This window comes from Paenibacillus amylolyticus (genome assembly GCF_051136285.1).
Classification (GTDB): Bacteria; Bacillota; Bacilli; order Paenibacillales; family Paenibacillaceae; genus Paenibacillus; species Paenibacillus amylolyticus_F.
Window position 1 is genome coordinate 5,913,670 of sequence record NZ_CP194938.1, and the last position, 20,369, is coordinate 5,934,038.

A 20,369-nucleotide genomic window follows, 5' to 3' on the forward strand; every position below is an offset into this window, starting at 1 on the left:
GAATAATATGTTGGAATTTGATTTTGAGATGGAGAGCTTGGCTCAGATTAAAGTCATCGGTGTAGGCGGCGGAGGTAGCAACGCAGTTAACCGAATGATTGAAAATGGTGTACAAGGTGTTGAATTTATTACAGTGAACACGGATGCTCAGGCGTTACACCTGGCAAAATCCGAGCATAAACTGCAAATCGGTGATAAATTAACTCGTGGTCTTGGTGCGGGCGCTAACCCCGATGTAGGTAAAAAAGCAGCGGAAGAGTCCCGTGACTTGATCATGAACACGTTGAAAGGTGCAGACATGGTATTTGTTACAGCCGGTATGGGCGGTGGTACAGGTACGGGTGCAGCTCCAGTGATCGCTGAAATCGCCAAAGAGTGTGGTGCACTCACTGTAGGTGTTGTAACACGCCCCTTCACTTTTGAAGGCCGTAAGCGTTCCAGCCATGCTGAACAAGGTATTGAAGCGCTTAAGGAAAAAGTAGATACACTAATCGTTATTCCGAATGACCGGTTGCTTGAGATCGTAGATAAAAAGACGCCGATGCTGGAAGCATTCCGCCAAGCGGATAACGTATTGCGTCAAGCGGTACAGGGTATCTCCGATTTGATCGCAGTTCCGGGCTTGATCAACCTTGACTTTGCAGATGTCAAAACGATCATGCACGAGCGTGGATCTGCGCTCATGGGTATCGGTGAAGCGACAGGAGAGAACCGTGCAGCAGAAGCAGCACGCAAAGCGATCATGAGCCCTTTACTTGAAACCTCCATTGAAGGTGCACGCGGCGTAATCATGAACATCACAGGTGGCGTTAATTTGTCCTTGTATGAAGTAAATGAAGCAGCGGAGATCGTGACATCAGCTTCCGATCCGGAAGTGAATATGATCTTTGGTGCGATTATTGATGAAGATCTGAAAGAGGAGATCAAGGTCACGGTAATCGCGACTGGATTTGAAGATAAACCTTCTGCTCCGCCAGTACGCAAACCTGCTGCAGCAACAGAGACGGCAGAGACACGTTCACCGAATCTTCGTCCATTCGGAAACCAGCCAAGCAATGATCAGCTGGACATTCCGACATTTTTACGCAATCGTTCGCGTAACAACAATAACGAATAATACGCTAATTCTACCTCTTGGAAACCCGGTGCTGCTTCTGCAGCAGCCGGGTTTTTTGCTTTTTTTTTATACAGTCTAACATACAGGAATGAACAAAATCTGAACAACTCCCCTGCGTATTCCGACAAAAAAAGTTGGAAACAAGCTCCCACATTTAGACAGACTTTGAACAGGAGGCTCCGTATACTTGGGAATATGCTCATGGATATCGAGATGATGAAGCAGTTGGGTCGATTCGGTCCAAAGCAGTTGGGTTGATTCGATCCGATGCGTCTGGGCCGATTCAATCTGAAGCATGCGAGATCGCTACATTCACTCATTTCGATAGGTTGGATGCAGGCAGGTGAAGAGCGTGGTTGTGTATGTAGACCTGATCTTTTTGACTAACCTTTGTATTGATGGAACGCTCATTGGACTGACAGCCTGGATGCGCCAAACGAAGCTGGTCTGGTGGAGATGGTTGTTATCAGCTATCGTTGGCGCGTTGTACGTCGTAATGATGTTTGTACCGGAGTTTGATTTTCTGTTCACGTTTCTAATCAAGTTTGGTTTTTCTCTTGTTATGTTGAGTATCGCGTTTGGATATAAGGGATTGCAGTCTTTTGTGAGGACGCTGGGCACATTTTATATCATTAATTTTGTCGCAGCTGGAGGCATCCTGGGTGTGCACTATATGCTTCAGAGTTCGGGAGAACTGTTCAATGGCATCTGGTTCACAGCATCTGGCGGCATGTCATTTGATCTCAAGATTGCGTTCTGGTTCACATTCATTGTATTCTTCGCGGTTCTCTTATTATTCAAAATTGTGCAAGGTGCCAAACGTAAAACGGATCGGATGAACACTTACCTTGGTCAGGTTGAGGTATGCATTGATGAGGTTGTTGTGTCTTGTACAGGCCTTCTGGATACGGGCAATCAGCTCACAGATCCGTTGTCGCGTTTGCCAGTGATGGTCATGGAGGTTTCATTGTGGCAGGATATGCTGCCTGATTCATGGAAGAGCAGACTAAAGCACGAAGCGCCGGACAAACTCATTATGGAGCTGGACCAGGAATATTTTCAGTGGCAGCATCGACTACGATTGGTTCCCTATCGAGGGATTAACAAAGGAACGGCGTTTATGCTGGCGATTAAGCCAGATCGGGTGAAGGTGACATTGGAGGGAACGGATTATGTGACGACAAAGGTTCTGATTGGACTGGATGGTGGCGTTTTGTCGTCGGACGGGAAATATCAGGCCGTAATCCATCCTGAACTGGTGCAAGAAGATGCTTCTGCGCAGACCAGGACTCAATCCGCGGAAGTAACAGAAAAGCCGCTGAATGTGGTATAGGAGGAACCTACATGCTTGTGAAATGGAAACTGGTTGCCCAGCTACAATATTATCGTTTGTTGTTCCTGTTTGGGCTGAAAAGTGAAGAGATTTATTACATCGGGGGAAGTGAGGCACTTCCACCTCCATTGACACGGGAAGAAGAGGAGTACTTGCTACAGAAGTTATCTTCAGGAGATTCGGCCATTCGTGCCATGTTAATTGAGCGTAATTTGCGTCTGGTTGTGTACATTGCTCGCAAGTTCGAGAACACAGGCATCAATATCGAGGATCTGGTGTCCATTGGTGCGATCGGACTGATCAAGGCTGTAAATACATTCGATCCGGAAAAGAAAATCAAGCTTGCTACCTACGCTTCGCGGTGTATCGAAAATGAAATATTGATGTATTTGCGGCGCAACAGTAAAATCCGTACGGAAGTTTCTTTTGATGAACCACTGAATATTGATTGGGATGGAAATGAACTTTTACTATCCGATGTGCTTGGGACAGAGAATGATACAATCTATCGAAATATTGAGGAACAGGTAGATCGCAAGCTGTTGCATAAGGCACTGGAGAAACTGACGGATCGCGAGCGAATGATTATGGAGCTTCGTTTTGGCTTGACGGATGGCGAGGAAAAGACGCAAAAAGATGTGGCGGATCTACTTGGAATCTCCCAATCCTATATCTCCAGGCTAGAAAAAAGAATCATTAAGAGGCTGCGAAAAGAGTTCAACAAAATGGTCTGATCCTGTAGAAAAAGAAGAATGGGTATTACTGGCAAGGATGCCAACGACGAATAAAAAAGCCTGCCCCGGAGATAATGTACATTAATGTTTCTCCTTGGGAGGTAAATCACGATGACCCGAAACAAAGTCGAGATTTGTGGCGTGGACACCGCAAAGTTGCCTGTTCTCACCAATATTGAAATGCGGGAATTATTTCATTCCCTTCAGCAGCACCATGATCGCTCAGCAAGAGAGAAATTAGTGAATGGCAACCTGCGTCTGGTACTCAGTGTTATTCAGCGTTTTAACAATCGGGGGGAGTTTGTCGATGATCTATTCCAGGTTGGGTGTATCGGCCTGATGAAAGCCATTGATAATTTTGATTTATCCCAGAATGTCAAATTTTCAACCTATGCGGTGCCGATGATTATCGGTGAAATTCGCAGATATCTGCGTGACAATAACCCGATTCGTGTATCCAGGTCACTGCGGGATATTGCCTACAAGGCACTTCAGGTTCGTGACAGCCTGACGAATAAAAATTCACGCGAGCCAACGATATTTGAGATTTCAGAGGCACTCAATGTGCCGAAGGAAGATGTTGTTTTTGCGTTAGATGCCATTCAAGACCCGGTATCTCTGTTTGAACCGATATATCATGATGGGGGAGACCCGATCTATGTTATGGATCAGATCAGTGATGACAAAAACAAAGATGTGTCCTGGATCGAGGAAATCGCATTGCGAGAAGCCATGCACCGTCTAGGTCAACGGGAAAAGATGATTTTATCGATGCGCTTTTTTGAAGGGAAAACCCAGATGGAAGTGGCGGATGAAATCGGGATATCACAGGCTCAGGTTTCGCGTCTCGAAAAATCGGCTATACAGCAGATGCAGAAACATGTGAAGTCGTAGGGTGACATAAAACAAAAGGGCGATCGGTCGGATAACCATTCCATTGATCGTCTTTTTTGTGCATTAGAGAAAGAAGAGGGGAGACTGCTGTTACTCAGATATGCTTTTTGGAATAGGCAATTGAAAAACAGGACATTTTTCGCCTACAGGACATATATTGATATAGAAGGATGCAGAACGGGCAGATGAGCGTTAACGGGAGGCGGAAGGAATGAGAACAAATACGAGTGACTCAGCATCACGCGGCATGAAGATTTCCGATTTTCAAACGAAGGACGTTATCAATATTACGGATGGCAAGCGTCTCGGCCAGATCAGTGATCTGGAGCTGGATCTCAAGCAGGGGCGAATCGAGTCCATCGTCGTGCCAGGGTATAGCCGTTTTATGGGATTGTTTGGAGGGGGAACTGATCTGATCATTCCTTGGAAAAATATTGTGAAGATTGGCTCAGATGTCATTCTGGTCAAAATGGATGAGGTGAAGGAACAGGGATATGATGAGCGTGAACGGGAAGCACGGTTATACGATGAGCAGCAGCAGAGCCGGACAGAACGCACAGAGCGACTGGAACGGTTGGATCGGAGTCAGCGGAGAACGATATAAAGGAGACAGACTGCACCTGTATTTGGTACACTGGAAGTTGTGAGGTGAGAGAATGGAACCATTTGTATTGGACAAAAATGTAAGTGAAAGGGGAGCCCGTCCAACGGGTCATGGCGCTCCTGATCCGCTGTTATTATATATTGAACCTTGGAAACGTACGTTTAGTCAGTTGACCGCGGGCTTTACAACCAGACATGGAGGGATTGGTCAAGAACCATACGCTACGCTTAATTGTGCGTATCACGTTGGGGATGATGCTGGGGCGGTACTTGAAAATCGCCGTCTCGTGACCAGAAAGCTTTCTTTTCCACTGGAAGCATGGACGTGTGGAGAACAGGTGCATGGCAAAGAGGTGGCTGTTATCACTTCTAAAGACCGCGGCAGGGGTATGCTGGATCGTCAATCAGCGTTGCAAGATACGGATGGACTGGTAACAAACGTGCCTGGTGTGCTGCTGACCTCTTTTTACGCTGACTGCGTTCCGCTGTATTTTTATGATCCGGTGAAACAGGCTGTAGGTCTCGCTCACGCAGGATGGAAAGGCACGGTTGCAGGCATTGCCTTCTCTATGGTGGAAACGATGGAACAGGAGTATGGAAGCCGGAGAGAGGATATCCGTACGGCTATTGGACCCTCTATTGGGGATTGCTGTTATGAAGTGGATGAGGCTGTTATGCAGCATGTCCGGGTTTGGCTGGATGAACCTCAGGGTAATGATGAATACGATCATTCTGCTCTAAAGAGCATATACACACCTGCTGGGAACGGAAAAACGATGTTAAACTTGAAAGAATGCAATCGACACATTATGATGAAAGCAGGAATAATGCCGGATCATATCGAATGTACAACATGGTGTACAAGTTGTCATCCCGAACTTTTTTTCTCTTATCGCAAGGAAAATGGGGTAACGGGTAGAATGGCAAGCTGGATTGGGCTGGAAGAGAGGTGATCCTCTGTGTCATTGGAGGAGCGTAAACAACTTGTTAATCAGAAGATTGAAGATGCGTGCAAGCGCAGCAACCGCCCTTTTGAGGATGTGAATGTGATTGCGGTCACGAAATATGTTTCACTGCAAACGACAGGGTCTGTGCTTGAACATGGTCTTGAGCATATTGGGGAAAATCGCTGGCAGGATGCACAGTCGAAATGGGAAGCCTTTGGGCAGAAGGGTACCTGGCATTTTATCGGCCATTTGCAGACAAACAAGGTGAAAGACGTCATTGGCAAGTTTGCGTACATACATTCACTGGATCGTTTGTCACTGGCAAAAGAACTGGATAAAAAAGCTGCTTCATTTGGAATGCAGGTGAACGCGTTTATGCAGGTGAACATTTCAGGCGAAGAGAGCAAGTATGGTTTGCAGCCTGAACAGGCGAGTTCTTTTCTGAAGGATATTCAATCGTTCAACAACCTTAAGGTCATCGGTCTGATGACGATGGCACCTCATGAGGAAAATCCACAGACGACGCGTCCTGTATTTCGGGGGTTGCGTGAGCTGAGAGATGATTTGAATGGACAAGCACTGACAGCAGAACCGATCACAGAGCTGTCTATGGGGATGTCTAACGATTTCGAAGTGGCCATTGAAGAAGGAGCAACCTGGGTGCGGCTTGGATCGATACTCGTAGGGAAAGAGGAGGGAACACGATGGGCGTAATGAATAAATTTATGAATTTTCTTGGACTTCAGGAAGAGGAAGAGATTGTGGAGCGTCAGCGTCTTGCTGCACAGGAAGAACATGAGTCTGAACAGCAGGAAAATGAAACCTCTGCACTTGATAAACGTAGAAACCAAAGGGGTAATAATGTGGTTAGCATTCATTCCCAGAAAAATGTTAAGGTTGTCCTTTATGAGCCTCGTTCCTATGACGAAGCGCAGGAGATTGCCGACCATCTGCGGTCGCATCGTACCGTTGTTGTGAATCTGCAGCGAATCCGTCAGGATCAGGCTTTACGTGTGATTGATTTCCTAAGCGGCACGGTGTATGCATTAGGTGGCGGTATATCTAAAATTGGCGGCAACATTTTTCTCTGTACGCCAGATACGGTTGAAATTCAGGGAACCATTACGGAGATACTGGCTGACAGCGAGCAAGATTATAACAGAATGAGGTGAGCCTTTTTTGTATCAGATGATTGAAGGTATATTGGGTACGCTATACCAGATTTATTTTTACATGGTCATTGTCTACATATTGATGTCATGGCTTCCCAACGCACGGGAAAGCTTCATCGGTGAATTGTTAGGCAAATTTGTGGAACCCTATTTAAGTCCTTTCCGACGGTTTATCCCGCCTCTGTTCGGTGTGCTGGATATTTCCCCGATTGTCGCGTTGCTTGTTCTTCGACTGGCGCTTGTTGGGTTACTCTCCATAGTTCAGTATTTGACATTTTAGGTTAGGGTGACATAGATGAGCGGTGATATTTACGAACATTTTAGCCATGATGAACGGGACTTTGTAGATAAAGCGACCGATTGGGTTGAACGGGCGAGCAAGTATCATGATATGAAGCTCACTGATTTCCTTGATCCAAGACAGGTGTTTATTCTTCAAACCCTGGTCAACCGAAGTGATGACGTTCAGATTCGTCTGGACGGCGGTTACGAAGCGGCTGAACGCAAACGTGCATTGATTGCACCCGATTATCGATACCTGGATGAGGAAGATATGGGGATGCAGGTGCTTAGCATTACGTCTGACGATCATAAAATCTCGGAACTGGAGCATGGGGACTATATGGGTTCCCTGCTCGGGCTCGGGATGAAACGAGGCAAGATTGGAGATATTCAAGTGCTGGAGGACGGTTGCCATACAGTGGTGGCAGCGGAAACCGGCGCTTTTTTATCGCTTCAATTGAATCAGGTTCATCGGTTACATGTTTTCACAGAACTATTGCCATTGAATCAGATGAAATGGTCCGACACAAAATTGGACACCATAGATATTACCGTTGCTTCGTTGCGTCTGGACGGCATCTGTGCAGATGTATATCGGATGAGCCGCAGTAAAGTGCTGGTTCCAATCAAGGCAGGGCGCTGCAAAGTGAACTGGAAAGTGGTGGAAGACCCTTCGAAGCCGCTCAAGGCGGGGGATGTGGTATCCATTCAAGGCTTTGGTCGTTTCAAGGTATTGGAACAGGATGGCATGACCAAAAAGGGACGTTGCCGAGTGAAAATCGGGAAATTTGCTTGATATTGATGCAGGATAATCCGAATTCTTGTCGAAATGTTAAACGTATAGGTAAAAAAATACTCGGTGTTTCCGATATACATTAAAGTACACATATGTGGTTCTCTGCCGATGTGAGGACAGAACCTATATTCCGTACAAGTAACAGAATCGGAATCTTTCATATGACCCCTTGGGTGGAACCCATACGTTTCAAACCTTCTCTGAACACGAGAAGGAATTTTTACAGGAGGTGGACAGCATGCCATTAACGCCGCTGGACATACATAACAAGGAATTCTCCCGACGCTTGCGTGGGTATGACGAGGATGAAGTCAATGAATTTCTGGATCAAGTCATCAAAGATTACGAAGGCGTCATTCGCGAGAACAAAGAGCTGAGCAATCAGCTGCTGTCCGTTCAGGAGAAGCTGGATCATTTTGCTACCATCGAGGAGACTCTAAGCAAAACGATCATCATTGCACAGGAAGCTGCTGACGATGTGAAGAATAACGCGAAGAAGGAAGCTCAGTTAATTGTGAAGGAAGCAGAGAAAAATGCAGACCGAATCGTTAACGAAGCGCTTGGCAAATCACGTAAGATTGCTTTGGAAGTGGAAGAGCTGAAGAAGCAGGCATCCATCTATCGTGCGCGTTTCCGCACGCTTGTTGAAGCTCAGCTGGAACTGCTGACACAGGATGGCTGGGAAGCACTGGAGAGCCGTGAACAGGCACTGGAGAGCCGTGAGCAGGAAGTGCGTGATCGTGAGCGGGAGATGAAAGAAATTTATTAGTCTGCCGCCCGGTTGACTTTTGCGGGTAAAGAAGCTATAACTATATTCATATTGAATAGTGATTCCATGACGGGCTCAGTACGTTATGATCTCATCCCTCAGAGAGTTGGTGTCTGGTGCAAACCAACGGATGAGTTATAGCCGAATATCTCCCCGGAGAAGTGACGCTGAAGCGGTAATGCATTGCCGTGTGTAAGCTGAACCGTAAACCGTACGTTATAACGGTACCCTGCGTCAGTTTAGCGGGGCTTAAGCGCTGTTGATGACAGAGCATACTCAGGGTAACCTGAATGTGGTTTGTGATGAACAGAATTAGGGTGGTAACGCGAGCAAAACCTCGTCCCTTTCCAAGGGACGAGGTTTTTTTGTGTCCCGAAACGGTGAGTGGAAGAGCCGCGCTTGTGGACGTTTTACAATCGATTGATCTTAACAACAGAAAGGAAGTTGAACAGCATGCAACGAGTGGATGTCAAAGAGAAAGCACGCGCACGAGAATTACGCGTGTTAGATAAATGGAAAACGGAGAATACGTTCAAACGCTCCATTGAGAATCGGGAAGGTAAGCCAAACTTTGTATTTTATGAAGGTCCGCCTACAGCGAACGGTAAACCACATATCGGTCACGTTCTCGGCCGTGTAATCAAAGACTTTGTGGGTCGTTACAACACGATGAAGGGGTACCGCGTTGTACGTAAAGCTGGATGGGATACGCATGGTTTACCTGTAGAGCTAGGTGTACAGAAGAAGTTGGGTATCTCCCACAAGTGGGAAATTGAAGAATATGGCGTTGAGAAATTTATCAACGAGTGTAAAGCGAGCGTATTTGAATACGAGCAGCAGTGGCGCGACTTGACGGAAGGCATCGGATACTGGACGGATATGAATAATCCGTACATCACACTTGACAACAACTACATCGAGAGTGTGTGGAACATCCTTGCGACGATCCATGAGAAAGGTTTGTTGTACCGAGGTCACCGCGTAAGTCCATACTGCCCTTCTTGCCAGACAACACTGAGTTCGCATGAAGTTGCACAAGGATACAAGGACGTTAAAGACCTCAGTGCAACAGCGAAATTCAAGCTGCAAGACAGCGGCGAATTCGTATTGGCTTGGACGACGACACCATGGACACTTCCTTCTCACGTTGCTCTTGCTGTGAACCCGGAAATGGATTACTCCCGTGTACGTCAAAACGATGAAGTGTACATCATGGCGACGAATCTGGTGGAAAAAGTAATGAAAGACAGCAAAGGTGAGTATGAGATCATCGGTTCACTGAAAGGCGCAGACCTGGTCGGTAAAACGTACAGCCCGCCATTTAACTACGTACAGGCTGAGAAAACAAACATCGTGCTTGGTGCAGGATTTGTAACGGATGCAAGCGGTACGGGTATCGTTCATTTGGCTCCTGCACATGGTGAAGATGACTACCGTGTATGTCGCGAGAATGGCATCAGTTTTGTAAACATGGTTGATTTGGAAGGTAAGTTTGTGGCAGAAGTGACTGATTTCGCAGGTCGTTTTGTAAAAGATTGCGACATTGACATCGTAAGATACTTGTCCGAGAATGGCCGTCTGTTCAGCAAAGAGAAATACGAACATAGCTACCCGTTCTGCTGGCGTTGTGATACTCCACTTCTGTACTACGCAATGGACAGCTGGTTTATCCAGACAACAGCGATCAAGGATCAACTGATTGCCAACAACAGCGAAGTGGAATGGTATCCGGGTCATGTGCGTGAAGGCCGTTTCGGGAAGTTCCTCCAAGATCTCGTGGACTGGAACATCAGCCGTGACCGTTACTGGGGAACACCGCTGAACATTTGGGTGTGTGAAGAGACAGGCGAACAGTTTGCTCCTCACAGCATTGCTGAGTTACGTGCGCGTGCCGTAGGGGATGTGCCTGAAAATCTGGAGTTGCATAAACCGTATGTGGATGAAGTAAAAGTGCTCAGCTCTTGTGGCAAATATGAAATGAAGCGTACGCCTGAAGTGATTGATGTCTGGTTCGACAGCGGCTCCATGCCGTTTGCACAGCAGCATTATCCTTTTGAAAATAAAGAAGTATTTGAGCAGCAATATCCGGCGGATATGATCTGTGAAGGGATTGACCAGACGCGTGGCTGGTTCTACAGCTTGCTTGCGGTATCTACACTTTTGACAGGCAAAGCACCTTATAAAGCCGTTATGGCAACAGGACACGTACTGGACGAAAACGGTCAGAAGATGTCCAAATCCAAAGGCAATGTTATCGATCCATGGGAAGTCATTGAAGAGTATGGTACTGACGCATTCCGCTGGGCGTTTTTGTCTGACAGTGCACCGTGGAACAGCAAACGTTTCTCCAAAGGTATCGTAGGGGAAGCGAAATCCAAAATGGTGGATACGCTGGTAAATACCCATGCATTCCTGACGCTGTACGCGACCATCGATGGATTTGATCCACAGGAGCATCCGTTCCAATTATCCGCTCACAAGCTGGATCGCTGGATTCTGTCGAGATTGAACAGCCTGATTCTTGTGGTTGAAAAAGCGTTGTCTGTGAACGACTACCTGAACTCTTCCAAAGCGATTGAAGCCTTTGTAGATGAGCTCAGTAACTGGTATATCCGCCGTTCCCGTGATCGTTTTTGGGGAAGTGGTTTGACGGAGGATAAACTGGATGCGTATCGCACCCTTACGGAAGTGCTGGTGACTACGTCGAAGCTGGTTGCGCCATTCACGCCGATGTTGGCGGAAGATATTTACCTCAACCTGACTACTGGCGAAAGCGTGCATATGGATGACTATCCTGTAGCCAATGAAGCATTAATCGATGAAGCACTGGAGCAAGACATGGAAACGGCTCGCCGCGTCGTTGAGCTTGCGCGTAACGTACGTAACGAGACTGGCATCAAAACCCGTCAGCCACTGTCCGAGTTGATCGTTTCTCTCGATAAAGGTTTCGATCTGGCAAGTTATGAAGAGATCATCAAGGAAGAGATCAACGTCAAAGGAATCCGTACAGAGCATAACGATGCGGAATTCGTTGACTTTACACTGAAGCTGAATCTCAAAGTTGCCGGTAAAAAATACGGTAAAAACGTAGGGTTTTTGCAAAATCTCTTTAAAGGTATGACGGCTGATGAAACTCGTAAAGTGGTATCAGAAGGTGCTTTCAACGTGGTTTCTCCTGAAGGAGAAGAACTGCAAGTGACGGCTGAGGAATTACTGGTCGAGAAACAAGCCAAATCCGGCTTTGCCTCGGCATCCGGTTACGGTTTGACGGTAGCCCTCAACACAGAAATCACCACGGCGCTGGAACAGGAAGGCTGGGTTCGTGAAGTGGTTCGGGCGGTACAGGATACACGTAAACGACTGGATCTGCCAATTGAAAAAAGAGTGCGTCTGACGCTGGATGTAGATGCAGATCTTCAAGCAGCAATTGAAGCATTTGACGATGTCTTGCGTGAAAATGTACTCGTCACAGATGTGACATTTGGCAAGATGGATACAATGGAACGTGTAGAAGCCGGAGGCAAAGCCATCGGAATCTATATTGAAGCGTAGGGTAAAGAGACGTTTTCTGTTCTTGCGGATAACATGATCTATATTTTAGGACACGTGATTAGATAGAGGATATAAATAAATGAGCCACAGCTAAGGAAATAATTCCTGAAGCTGGGCTCGTTTGTTTTTTCGGGGATAAGGCAATGATTGAATGGTAAAGTTTTAAAAAAGTATTTCGTTCGTTTGATCTATATTCATGTAAGGAATGGAGCGAAACATGAGTAAACAAGAACAGTCAGCCGAATCCATAAAGGAAACTTCTGTTACAGATTCCGTGAATACATCCCACGACAAAATCGAAGAGTTACATACATTAACGAACCGGCTTGCCAATGAACTGGAGCGTTCACGAATCGCGCAGTATACAGAGCTGCTGAACAGACCGTGGAAGCTCATCGGGTTGAATTTGTTGTCCGGTGCAGCGAGAGGTGTAGGGATCGCCATTGGATTTACTTTTTTTGCCGCAACCATTATCTATGTGTTACAAGTTCTTGGCGCGTTAAATCTGCCCATCGTCGGAGATTACATTGCTGATATTGTGCGGATCGTGCAGCGGCAGCTTGATATGAATACCTACTAGAATGCTTCAATGACGGTTCAGCATTTCACTAAACCCTAAAATGGTTCATCATCCCCGGCATCGGGTTCAAGCAGCCCTGATCCTTCGCCATTCTCCAGATACTGTCGGTACTGGCGATTGCGGACAATGGATACATCATGACCATAAATATCTGTAGCAACAAAGCTCTCGTAAGCTTCAACAAAACCATCCATTTCCTCCGTAGCTTCAATAGCCATAACATCGTAACTGTCAATATCACCGTTCTCCGCCATTGCAGGGGAGTCCGAGTTGCCCCAGCTCTCTACAATCTGCCAGGCGTCTTCGCCGTCAAAGCCATTTTGATCTTCCCGTTCGTCCAGACTGGTACGTCCAAACGACGGAGCTAGGAATTCCTCCTCTACAGGGCGATTTTCGGAAACAACCGTCTCGGGCTGATGTTTTTTACAATATTTTGTGTAGGGAACGGCTTCCATACGCTCGTAAGGGATTGGTTGCTGGCAGACAGCACATGTACCGTAATGACCTTCTTCGATCGCGTGCAGGGCTGAATCAATACGTTCGAGTTGAAACTCATCATGCTCGAGCAGGGAGATATCCTTCTCCCGTTCATACACCTCCGTGGCAAGATCCCCAGGATGGTTATCAATCGGCGACAATTCACCGGTCTGCAGTTTTAAAGAGTCTCCCAAGCCGTAGTGTTCGTTCTCCGATAGCCGGTGCTCGATATCATGTTTGTCAGACAAAAGTTGGGAACGTAAAGATTGCATTTGCTCGGCTGTAAAATGTGACATGGCTTTCCCCTTTCTGTTCCATCTGGAATCCGGTTATTGTCTCCATTCTAGGATGTACCGTTTCGGGCGGGATTACAGAAGGCAAATGTTATCGCATTTTCCATGCTGTATGACCCTGCTTCCAACTTGTACGTTTGCCGCGTCATGGACGATCTCTAAACAGCTGTGCTACAATAAATAAGTCTGGCGAAAGCTTGGTATCGCTGGAAAAGACAAGAACGGAGTGACAACAAACGTGGTGTATTATATCCTTGCTTTTATCGTATTTTTAGTAGATCAGGGAACGAAGTACCTGATTGCTACCCGTATGGAACTTAGAGAAGAAATTCCGGTCATTGGCAATTTTTTTGTCATCACTTCTCATCGTAATTCAGGTGCAGCGTTTGGCATTTTGCAGGACCAGCGCTGGTTCTTTATTGTGGTGACCATCATTGTGGTTATCGCCTTGATTTGGTATCTACAAAAGGTAAAAGATACTCCGCACAAATTGCTGCCAGTAGCCCTTAGCCTTGTGCTTGGAGGAGCGATTGGCAACTTCCTTGACCGTGCTTTGACAGGGGAAGTCGTAGACTTTGTGCAGCTTAATTTTGGTAGTTATACGTTTCCGATTTTTAACATCGCTGACTCGGCCATCTGTATCGGGGTTGCACTGATTGTTGTGGAAACATTGCTCGAAGGACGCCGCGAAAAAGCGGCTGCAAAGATTGAAGGGAATGAGCATCATGAGTAAATTAAATGAGGAACAACATAATAACAATGAACAATTTAACGGTGAGGAACGGTTGGAATGGATCGTTGCCGCTGAACATAAGAAAGAACGTGTGGATAAATATATTACAGAAGCTGTAGATGACGTGTCTCGCTCGCAGGTTCAGCTATGGATTGCAGACGGAGCGGTTACGGTCAATGGTGCTGTAGTAAAGTCCAACGCTAAGCTGTATGAAGGAGATCAGATCGTATTACAGATACCTGAGCCTGCTGCGGTGGAGATCATTGCGGAGAATATTCCACTTGAAGTGGTTTACGAAGACAGTGACCTTATTGTCATTAACAAACAGCGTGGACTTGTCGTACACCCGGCACCGGGACATACGTCAGGTACACTTGTGAACGCTTTGATGTATCATTGCAAGGATCTCTCTGGCATTAACGGTGAATTGCGTCCAGGGATCGTACATCGGATTGACAAGGATACGTCAGGCTTGATTATGGCGGCCAAAAATGACCGTGCTCATGCTTCACTGGCTGCCCAGTTGAAGGAGCATAGTGTCAATAGACGTTATATTGCGCTGGTTCACGGCCATCTCAGTCATGATCAAGGTACGATTGATGCACCGATCGGACGGGACACCAATGATCGTAAAATGTACACGGTCACGGAACGTAACAGCAAACATGCGGTGACTCATTTTACAGTAACGGAGCGCATCAACGACTATACCTTGCTGGAGTTAAAGCTTGAAACAGGACGTACCCACCAGATCAGAGTGCATATGAAATTTATCGGTCACCCCCTTGTTGGTGATCCGACATATGGTCGTAACAAGGGCATTAGAATGAATGGACAGGCCCTGCATGCGGCAATACTTGGTTTTGTACATCCTACTACAGGAGAATACATGGAATTCAACGCGCCGATCCCGCAGGATATGGAAGATGTACTGGCTTCGCTGAGAAGCCGCTGACGTTTGAAGAAAGTACAAATGTTCGGATATTTTGTCCATGGTGTTGATTGCTCAAATGCTTCATATTAAAACATGAGAAATTTGCGTCAAATGAGGAGATGAACGACATTATGAGTATCGATAAATATCAGGAAACGTATATCCAAACAAATTTTGCCGACCGTATCGGCGGCTCCAACTATGGTAAAGACACCAACATCTATAAATTTGAGAAAATTAAACGTGCTAAAGCTTCGGCTAAAAAAGATTTTCCCGATGTCGAGCTGATTGACCTTGGGGTAGGTGAACCGGATGAGATGGCAGATGCAGGCATCGTAGCTGCACTTGCTGAAGAAGCGGGTAAACCGGAGAACCGTGGTTATGCCGATAACGGGATTCCTGAGTTCAAGACTGCAGCAGCATCATACCTGAAAAATGTTTTTAACGTGGAAGGTATTGATGCAGATACTGAGATCGTACACTCCATCGGTTCCAAACCGGCTTTGGCGATGATGCCTTCCTGCTTCATCAACCCAGGTGACGTAACCATTATGACGGTTCCTGGTTATCCGGTTATGGGCACACACACCAAATATCTGGGTGGAGAAGTGTTCAACGTGCAATTGACGAAGGAGAACAACTTCTTGCCTGACTTGAAGGCCATTCCGGAAGACATTGCGAATCGTGCGAAATTGCTCTATCTGAACTATCCGAACAACCCGACTGGCGCAAGTGCTACAGTTGAGTTTTTCACTGAGGTTGTCGAATGGGCGAAAAAATACAATGTGGTTGTTGTGCACGATGCGCCATATGCGGCATTGACGTATGATGGCAAAAAACCATTCAGTTTCCTGTCCGTACCTGGTGCCAAGGATGTAGGTGTAGAACTGCACTCCCTCTCCAAATCGTACAATATGACTGGTTGGAGAATTGGATTTGTAGCGGGTAACCCACTTGTAGTTAAAGCATTCAGTGATGTAAAAGACAACAATGATTCCGGTCAATTCATCGCGATCCAGAAGGCAGCTGCTTACGGGTTGAACCATCCGGAAATCACGGAAAAAATTGCAGAAAAGTATTCCCGTCGTCACGATATGTTGGTTACAGCATTGAATGAACTGGGCTTCCAGGCTGAAAAACCGAAAGGCTCTTTCTTCCTGTATGTTGAAGCGCCAAAAGGTGTTGTAGGTGGACGCCGCTTTGAGTCAGGTGAAGATTTCTCCCAATTCCTGATCCGTGAGAAGCTGATCTCTTCTGTACCTTGGGATGATGCAGGGAACTTTGTTCGTTTCTCCGTTACGTTTATCGCAAACGGCGAAGAAGAAGAGAAACGCGTCATTGCTGAAATCAAACGTCGTCTTAGTGACGTAGAGTTTGAATTTTAATTCAAATATGGGATAATATAGACTTATGTTTGGTATAAAGAGACCGGAAACGGTCTCTTTTTTATGTCCAAATATATACTTTATACTCTTTACAAAAATAACCAAGCAACTTATGATTAAGTCTTTACGTTATTTGTATAGACATCAAAGACAGAATTGTTGTTGAAGGGAGTAATTACCATTGTTTTCATCAAGGCAAAATACAATATCATCGGCTGAGGGCAGCGCTGGAACGATTTCCGGCTTATTCAAATTGTTAAGGCCTAAACAGTGGACTAAAAATTTATTATTGTTTGCTGCATTGTTGTTTTCATTTGAGGAAATTCGAACAGAAACCATCGTTGCAACAGGAGTTGGTTTTCTGTTGTTTAGTCTGGTTGCAGGCTGTGTTTATATATTAAACGACTATGTAGACCGGGAACGGGACAGGCAGCATCCGACCAAACAATTCCGACCAATTGCTTCCGGGCAGGTTAATCCTGCACATGCGTTATTATTCGGAATTGCACTGCTGGTAATCTCTTTGGCAGCCGCCTTTATCATGAATCCGTTATTCGGTGTGCTGTGCGTAGTGTATTTCCTGCTGAACGTATCCTATTCATTTGTGCTTAAACATATCGTAATTCTGGATATGATGACCATTGCAGCTGGATTTGTTCTACGTGCCATTGCTGGGGGTGTCTTGATTCATGTTCCGTTCACACCTTGGTTCCTGATTTGTACGATGCTGTTATCACTCTTCCTGGCGATTGGGAAACGGAGAAATGAACTTACATTGCTCGAAGGCAATACAGGATCACATCGTAAGGTGCTGGATAACTACTCCATTACGTTATTGGATCAGTTTAACACTATCGTGACAACAGCAACCATCATCAGTTATTCTCTGTTCACCTTTACGTCCGATCGTACGATTCATCTCATGTGGACGATCCCACTGGTGATCTATGGCATGTTTCGGTATTTATATCTGATCCATATGAAAAATCAAGGTGGATCACCGGACCGCGTTTTGTTTGAGGACAAGCCTATTCTAATTACTGTTATTTTGTACGTCGTTAGTGTAATTACGATCTTTGCCATCTTCGAATAAATAGAGAGAAATATAAGGTAGAGGGGGATCAGGGTGAAACGTACGAAAGTTGCCATCTTTGATATTGATAAAACGATTATACGCAGTGACTCCATGTTCCAGTTTGTATATTATGGGATGCGACGTTATCCGTGGCAGGTATGGAGATTACCTGTTATTGCTCTTCACACGATATTATTCAAAGCGGGCTTTATGACAGTTGAACGTGTTAAACGTTCCTATTTTCAAGAAATCAGGCGGATGTCTGAAAAGGATCTGGAACATTTTTTTGATACCCACCTGCGCACATCCATATTCACTGAGGCTAGTGTAGAGATGCAACATCGGAAGGAAGCAGGATATCATGTGTTGCTCGTAACAGCTTCTCCACATGCGTATATGAAGTACTTCAAGAACTTTCCTTGGGTCGATCACGTCATCGGGACCGAACTTGTCCCACACGAGAATGGATATACCTGCATCATTGAAGGTGCCAATTGTAAAGGCGAAGAGAAAGTGCGCCGGATTCAGGCATATTTGGCCGAAAAAAAGTTGGAAATTGATTATGAGCAATCCTGCTCTTATTCCGATTCGTTGTCCGACCTTCCGGTAATGCAGCTTGTGAGCCAGCGGTATTTTATTAACAAACGTGTTCCGGAGATGGAGGCATTAACGTGGGGGAAATAAGTAGGGCACGTCATATCGGCAAATGGTTGATGCTGGCTTCTGCATTCCTGACAGCAACCGGGCAGCTGTTCTGGAAGTGGGGATTGACGGAATGGATCTACATGGGCGTCGGTTTTCTATGTTACGGGTTGGGTGCGATTTTAATGATTAAAGCATTCGCTCGGGAGAAACTCTCGGTAGCTTATCCGCTAATGTGTGCCAGTTATGTTTTTGCTTTAATCTATGGGTACTTCCTGCTTGGTGAAGAGATCACAGTACAAAAGCTTGCTGCAGTTGTGCTCCTGGGAATCGGGGTGACATTAACAAGTGTGGAACGATAGCTGGATGATTGCTGTATTAATTGTGATGACCTTGTGCGGAGCGATGGGTGGAGCGGGATTGAAATTTTACGCAACTAGCCGTAAACGCATGCATGTGTTGATTGGACTTGGTTTTTACGGGACAGGTGCACTGCTGAATATCGTCTTGCTGAAATTTCTACCTCTCACCGTTGTCCTGCCTGCTAACGCCTTAACCTATGTCTGGACACTTATTATTGCGAGATGGGCCTTTAAAGAGACTGTAGGGCCAATGCGCTGGATGGGTGTAGTATGTATTATGGGCGGATTATGCCTGCTCGTATTATAAGATTTAAAATTTAATTCAAATATTGGATGTGAACGCATGAAATTTTTAGACTACATATTTTATGATCGTAGAGTGACTTGGATTTCTTTTGTTCTGTTTGCAGGTTTTTCCCTTTTTTATGGTTTGATGAATGGATCTTATATTCTGTATATCAGTCAACATGCAGAGATGTTGGGAAAATATACACCATTTAATACAGCCTTATTTCCCCTTAATCTGTTTAATTTTGATCCTTCGATGTATTACGGGGACAACAGTTCCTCTGTGATTCATCCTTTAATTTCTTATTTGGCGGTTACACTGGCAGCGATCTCCAAACTGCTGGGAGGCAACTGGTTCTTCTTGATTTTACAATCGCTTGTGAATGCAGGGTCGGTTGTGCTGGCCTTTGTTTTCCTAAGTCAAAATGAAGAGAGACCTTCCCACACACCGCTGTTGTTCGCTTTATTGTTTGGTTTCAGCTCGTATCTTATGTTTACCGCCTTTATCCCGGACTCATATCCATATGTGCAGTTTGTGATTCTTCTATCTGTTCTGTACTTGCAGTATACGCGTGTACAGAGAGACATCCGTTATGTCCCGAATGCGCTGCTTGCCACAATTAACTTCGGATTAACTTCGACTAATATTATCCCGTTTGCGGGGGCTGTCTTCTTTAATATGCAGGCATGGCGTAACAAGGCTGGGTGGAAAAAATATATCGGTATCATGGCGCTGGCTGTGCTGATGATCGTGGTAATAACAGCCATTCAGTATGTTGCGTTTGGGGGACGAAGCTGGGTAAGTAACTGGCTGTTAGGGATTCAAAGTGGAGGTACCAGTTACGCGACACCTTTCCAGTGGGCGGTACATTTCAAAGCATTAGTCTTGCTGACAATCAATCCGATGTTATCTCCCAAAGTGCACTTGCTTGATCCGGGTATGGTCGCATTTGTTACGGATCTTACCCGCTCTAATCCGCTTTATGTTCAGATTACGGGAGGATTTTTATTGCTGCTTGCACTAGCCGGCTTCATTCGTGGTATTCGAGAACGTAGTGTGTGGACGTTAATGCCGTACATTTTATTTGCTTTCCTGCTTCATATCGTTGTAGGATTCGGGCTGGCTGTGTACCAATATGATATGTACCTGTATGCAGGACATTATGTATTTGCTTTTTATCTGCTCGGTGGTATGTTTATCAGCGGTCTGCGTTCCGGGTTTGGTAAAAAAGTACTGATTGGACTGCTCTTGGCATCGCTGCTCGTTACGGTTGGCAACAATATCTATCGTCATTTCGAAACGTTAACGACGATTAAACAATCTTATCAACAGCTGGAGAAGCAGCGTTCAGTGCAACAATAATTAATTCAGAAGAAGATTACATTAATATCAGGATGTAT

At 45.7% G+C, this 20,369-nt stretch carries 22 protein-coding genes and 1 other annotated feature; of the genes, 21 read left to right on the plus strand and 1 reads right to left on the minus strand.

The genetic code is table 11. The annotated features are described in order from the left end of the window. Positions 1–7 precede the first annotated feature (7 nt). From ftsZ to ACR8BL_RS25665, 13 genes are all read left to right on the plus strand, one after another. Entirely contained in the window at positions 8–1,117 is a 1,110-nt protein-coding gene (ftsZ, locus tag ACR8BL_RS25605; protein ID WP_434750146.1) for a cell division protein FtsZ, read from the plus strand. Positions 1,118–1,469: 352 nt separating this feature from the next. Beyond that, complete coding sequence (spoIIGA, locus tag ACR8BL_RS25610) at positions 1,470–2,450, plus strand: sigma-E processing peptidase SpoIIGA (RefSeq protein WP_434753251.1); 981 nt, start codon at positions 1,470–1,472, stop codon at positions 2,448–2,450. 11 nt (positions 2,451–2,461) lie between these two features. After that, positions 2,462–3,184 (plus strand): RNA polymerase sporulation sigma factor SigE, encoded by a 723-nt coding sequence (gene sigE, locus ACR8BL_RS25615; RefSeq protein WP_090923750.1) that lies wholly within the window; start codon positions 2,462–2,464, stop codon positions 3,182–3,184. Between the two features lie 111 nt (positions 3,185–3,295). Beyond that, a complete protein-coding gene (sigG, locus tag ACR8BL_RS25620; protein ID WP_110898501.1) occupies positions 3,296–4,078 on the plus strand; it encodes an RNA polymerase sporulation sigma factor SigG in 783 nt (260 codons plus the stop codon). Positions 4,079–4,289: 211 nt separating this feature from the next. Continuing rightward, positions 4,290–4,682: a YlmC/YmxH family sporulation protein gene (locus tag ACR8BL_RS25625; protein WP_434750147.1), complete on the plus strand. Its 393-nt coding sequence runs from the start codon at positions 4,290–4,292 to the stop codon at positions 4,680–4,682. 52 nt (positions 4,683–4,734) lie between these two features. Then, a complete protein-coding gene (gene pgeF, locus ACR8BL_RS25630; protein ID WP_434750148.1) occupies positions 4,735–5,634 on the plus strand; it encodes a peptidoglycan editing factor PgeF in 900 nt (299 codons plus the stop codon). 6 nt (positions 5,635–5,640) lie between these two features. Continuing rightward, a complete protein-coding gene (locus ACR8BL_RS25635) occupies positions 5,641–6,342 on the plus strand; it encodes a YggS family pyridoxal phosphate-dependent enzyme (RefSeq protein ID WP_434750149.1) in 702 nt (233 codons plus the stop codon). Then, positions 6,333–6,800 carry a cell division protein SepF gene (locus tag ACR8BL_RS25640; RefSeq protein WP_434750150.1) on the plus strand — a complete coding sequence of 156 codons (468 nt, stop codon included), beginning with the start codon at positions 6,333–6,335 and terminating at the stop codon, positions 6,798–6,800. Before ACR8BL_RS25635 ends, ACR8BL_RS25640 begins: the two co-directional genes overlap by 10 nt. A gap of 16 nt (positions 6,801–6,816) precedes the next feature. Continuing rightward, positions 6,817–7,080 (plus strand): YggT family protein, encoded by a 264-nt coding sequence (locus ACR8BL_RS25645; RefSeq protein WP_090923796.1) that lies wholly within the window; start codon positions 6,817–6,819, stop codon positions 7,078–7,080. A gap of 15 nt (positions 7,081–7,095) precedes the next feature. Next, positions 7,096–7,878 (plus strand): RNA-binding protein, encoded by a 783-nt coding sequence (locus ACR8BL_RS25650; RefSeq protein WP_434750151.1) that lies wholly within the window; start codon positions 7,096–7,098, stop codon positions 7,876–7,878. 238 nt (positions 7,879–8,116) lie between these two features. Beyond that, positions 8,117–8,647 carry a DivIVA domain-containing protein gene (locus ACR8BL_RS25655; RefSeq protein WP_434750152.1) on the plus strand — a complete coding sequence of 177 codons (531 nt, stop codon included), beginning with the start codon at positions 8,117–8,119 and terminating at the stop codon, positions 8,645–8,647. 57 nt (positions 8,648–8,704) lie between these two features. Then, positions 8,705–8,995: a binding site (T-box leader), on the plus strand. Between the two features lie 105 nt (positions 8,996–9,100). Next, positions 9,101–12,199, plus strand: coding sequence for an isoleucine--tRNA ligase (ileS, locus tag ACR8BL_RS25660; RefSeq protein ID WP_434750153.1), 3,099 nt, complete (start codon positions 9,101–9,103; stop codon positions 12,197–12,199). Between the two features lie 217 nt (positions 12,200–12,416). Continuing rightward, on the plus strand, positions 12,417–12,779 hold the full coding sequence (locus ACR8BL_RS25665; RefSeq protein WP_434750154.1) for a DUF5665 domain-containing protein: 363 nt from the start codon (positions 12,417–12,419) through the stop codon (positions 12,777–12,779). Between the two features lie 35 nt (positions 12,780–12,814). Here the strand turns inward: ACR8BL_RS25665 and ACR8BL_RS25670 are convergent, their stop codons facing one another. Continuing rightward, on the minus strand, positions 12,815–13,552 hold the full coding sequence (locus ACR8BL_RS25670; RefSeq protein WP_434750155.1) for a TraR/DksA C4-type zinc finger protein: 738 nt from the start codon (positions 13,550–13,552) through the stop codon (positions 12,815–12,817). A gap of 235 nt (positions 13,553–13,787) precedes the next feature. Between ACR8BL_RS25670 and lspA the strand changes: the two genes are divergently transcribed. The 8 genes from lspA (at position 13,788) to ACR8BL_RS25710 (ending at position 20,331) form a co-directional block, all read left to right on the plus strand. Further along, on the plus strand, positions 13,788–14,282 hold the full coding sequence (gene lspA, locus ACR8BL_RS25675; RefSeq protein ID WP_434753252.1) for a signal peptidase II: 495 nt from the start codon (positions 13,788–13,790) through the stop codon (positions 14,280–14,282). Further along, positions 14,275–15,237: an RluA family pseudouridine synthase gene (locus tag ACR8BL_RS25680; protein WP_434750156.1), complete on the plus strand. Its 963-nt coding sequence runs from the start codon at positions 14,275–14,277 to the stop codon at positions 15,235–15,237. The genes lspA and ACR8BL_RS25680 overlap by 8 nt, the downstream gene beginning before the upstream one ends. Positions 15,238–15,347: 110 nt before the next feature. Beyond that, positions 15,348–16,601, plus strand: a complete 1,254-nt coding sequence (locus ACR8BL_RS25685; protein ID WP_434750157.1) for an LL-diaminopimelate aminotransferase — start codon at positions 15,348–15,350, stop codon at positions 16,599–16,601. A 181-nt stretch (positions 16,602–16,782) separates the two neighbouring features. Further along, the gene (locus ACR8BL_RS25690; protein WP_434750158.1) at positions 16,783–17,694 is read left to right on the plus strand and encodes a decaprenyl-phosphate phosphoribosyltransferase; all 912 of its coding nucleotides are present in this window, start codon (positions 16,783–16,785) and stop codon (positions 17,692–17,694) included. Between the two features lie 33 nt (positions 17,695–17,727). Further along, entirely contained in the window at positions 17,728–18,360 is a 633-nt protein-coding gene (locus tag ACR8BL_RS25695) for an HAD family hydrolase (protein ID WP_434750159.1), read from the plus strand. Between the two features lie 29 nt (positions 18,361–18,389). Next, positions 18,390–18,680: an EamA family transporter gene (locus ACR8BL_RS25700; RefSeq protein WP_434753253.1), complete on the plus strand. Its 291-nt coding sequence runs from the start codon at positions 18,390–18,392 to the stop codon at positions 18,678–18,680. 4 nt (positions 18,681–18,684) lie between these two features. Then, a complete protein-coding gene (locus ACR8BL_RS25705; RefSeq protein WP_434750160.1) occupies positions 18,685–18,987 on the plus strand; it encodes an EamA family transporter in 303 nt (100 codons plus the stop codon). A gap of 168 nt (positions 18,988–19,155) precedes the next feature. After that, positions 19,156–20,331 carry a DUF6080 domain-containing protein gene (locus tag ACR8BL_RS25710; RefSeq protein WP_434756472.1) on the plus strand — a complete coding sequence of 392 codons (1,176 nt, stop codon included), beginning with the start codon at positions 19,156–19,158 and terminating at the stop codon, positions 20,329–20,331. The last annotated feature ends 38 nt before the right edge of the window (positions 20,332–20,369 follow it).

Coding starts and splice junctions, on each gene's coding strand:
- ACR8BL_RS25645 (WP_090923796.1), top strand. CDS start 6,817: ATGATTGAAGGTATATTGGGTACGCTATACCAGATTTATTTTTACATG.
- ACR8BL_RS25655 (WP_434750152.1), top strand. CDS start 8,117: ATGCCATTAACGCCGCTGGACATACATAACAAGGAATTCTCCCGACGC.
- ACR8BL_RS25665 (WP_434750154.1), top strand. CDS start 12,417: ATGAGTAAACAAGAACAGTCAGCCGAATCCATAAAGGAAACTTCTGTT.
- ACR8BL_RS25625 (WP_434750147.1), top strand. CDS start 4,290: ATGAGAACAAATACGAGTGACTCAGCATCACGCGGCATGAAGATTTCC.
- ACR8BL_RS25700 (WP_434753253.1), top strand. CDS start 18,390: ATGCTGGCTTCTGCATTCCTGACAGCAACCGGGCAGCTGTTCTGGAAG.
- ACR8BL_RS25705 (WP_434750160.1), top strand. CDS start 18,685: ATGATTGCTGTATTAATTGTGATGACCTTGTGCGGAGCGATGGGTGGA.
- pgeF (WP_434750148.1), top strand. CDS start 4,735: ATGGAACCATTTGTATTGGACAAAAATGTAAGTGAAAGGGGAGCCCGT.
- ACR8BL_RS25670 (WP_434750155.1), bottom strand. CDS start 13,552: ATGTCACATTTTACAGCCGAGCAAATGCAATCTTTACGTTCCCAACTT.
- sigG (WP_110898501.1), top strand. CDS start 3,296: ATGACCCGAAACAAAGTCGAGATTTGTGGCGTGGACACCGCAAAGTTG.
- ACR8BL_RS25640 (WP_434750150.1), top strand. CDS start 6,333: ATGGGCGTAATGAATAAATTTATGAATTTTCTTGGACTTCAGGAAGAG.
- ACR8BL_RS25685 (WP_434750157.1), top strand. CDS start 15,348: ATGAGTATCGATAAATATCAGGAAACGTATATCCAAACAAATTTTGCC.
- ACR8BL_RS25650 (WP_434750151.1), top strand. CDS start 7,096: ATGAGCGGTGATATTTACGAACATTTTAGCCATGATGAACGGGACTTT.
- ACR8BL_RS25710 (WP_434756472.1), top strand. CDS start 19,156: ATGTTGGGAAAATATACACCATTTAATACAGCCTTATTTCCCCTTAAT.
- ACR8BL_RS25680 (WP_434750156.1), top strand. CDS start 14,275: ATGAGTAAATTAAATGAGGAACAACATAATAACAATGAACAATTTAAC.
- ftsZ (WP_434750146.1), top strand. CDS start 8: ATGTTGGAATTTGATTTTGAGATGGAGAGCTTGGCTCAGATTAAAGTC.
- sigE (WP_090923750.1), top strand. CDS start 2,462: ATGCTTGTGAAATGGAAACTGGTTGCCCAGCTACAATATTATCGTTTG.
- ileS (WP_434750153.1), top strand. CDS start 9,101: ATGCAACGAGTGGATGTCAAAGAGAAAGCACGCGCACGAGAATTACGC.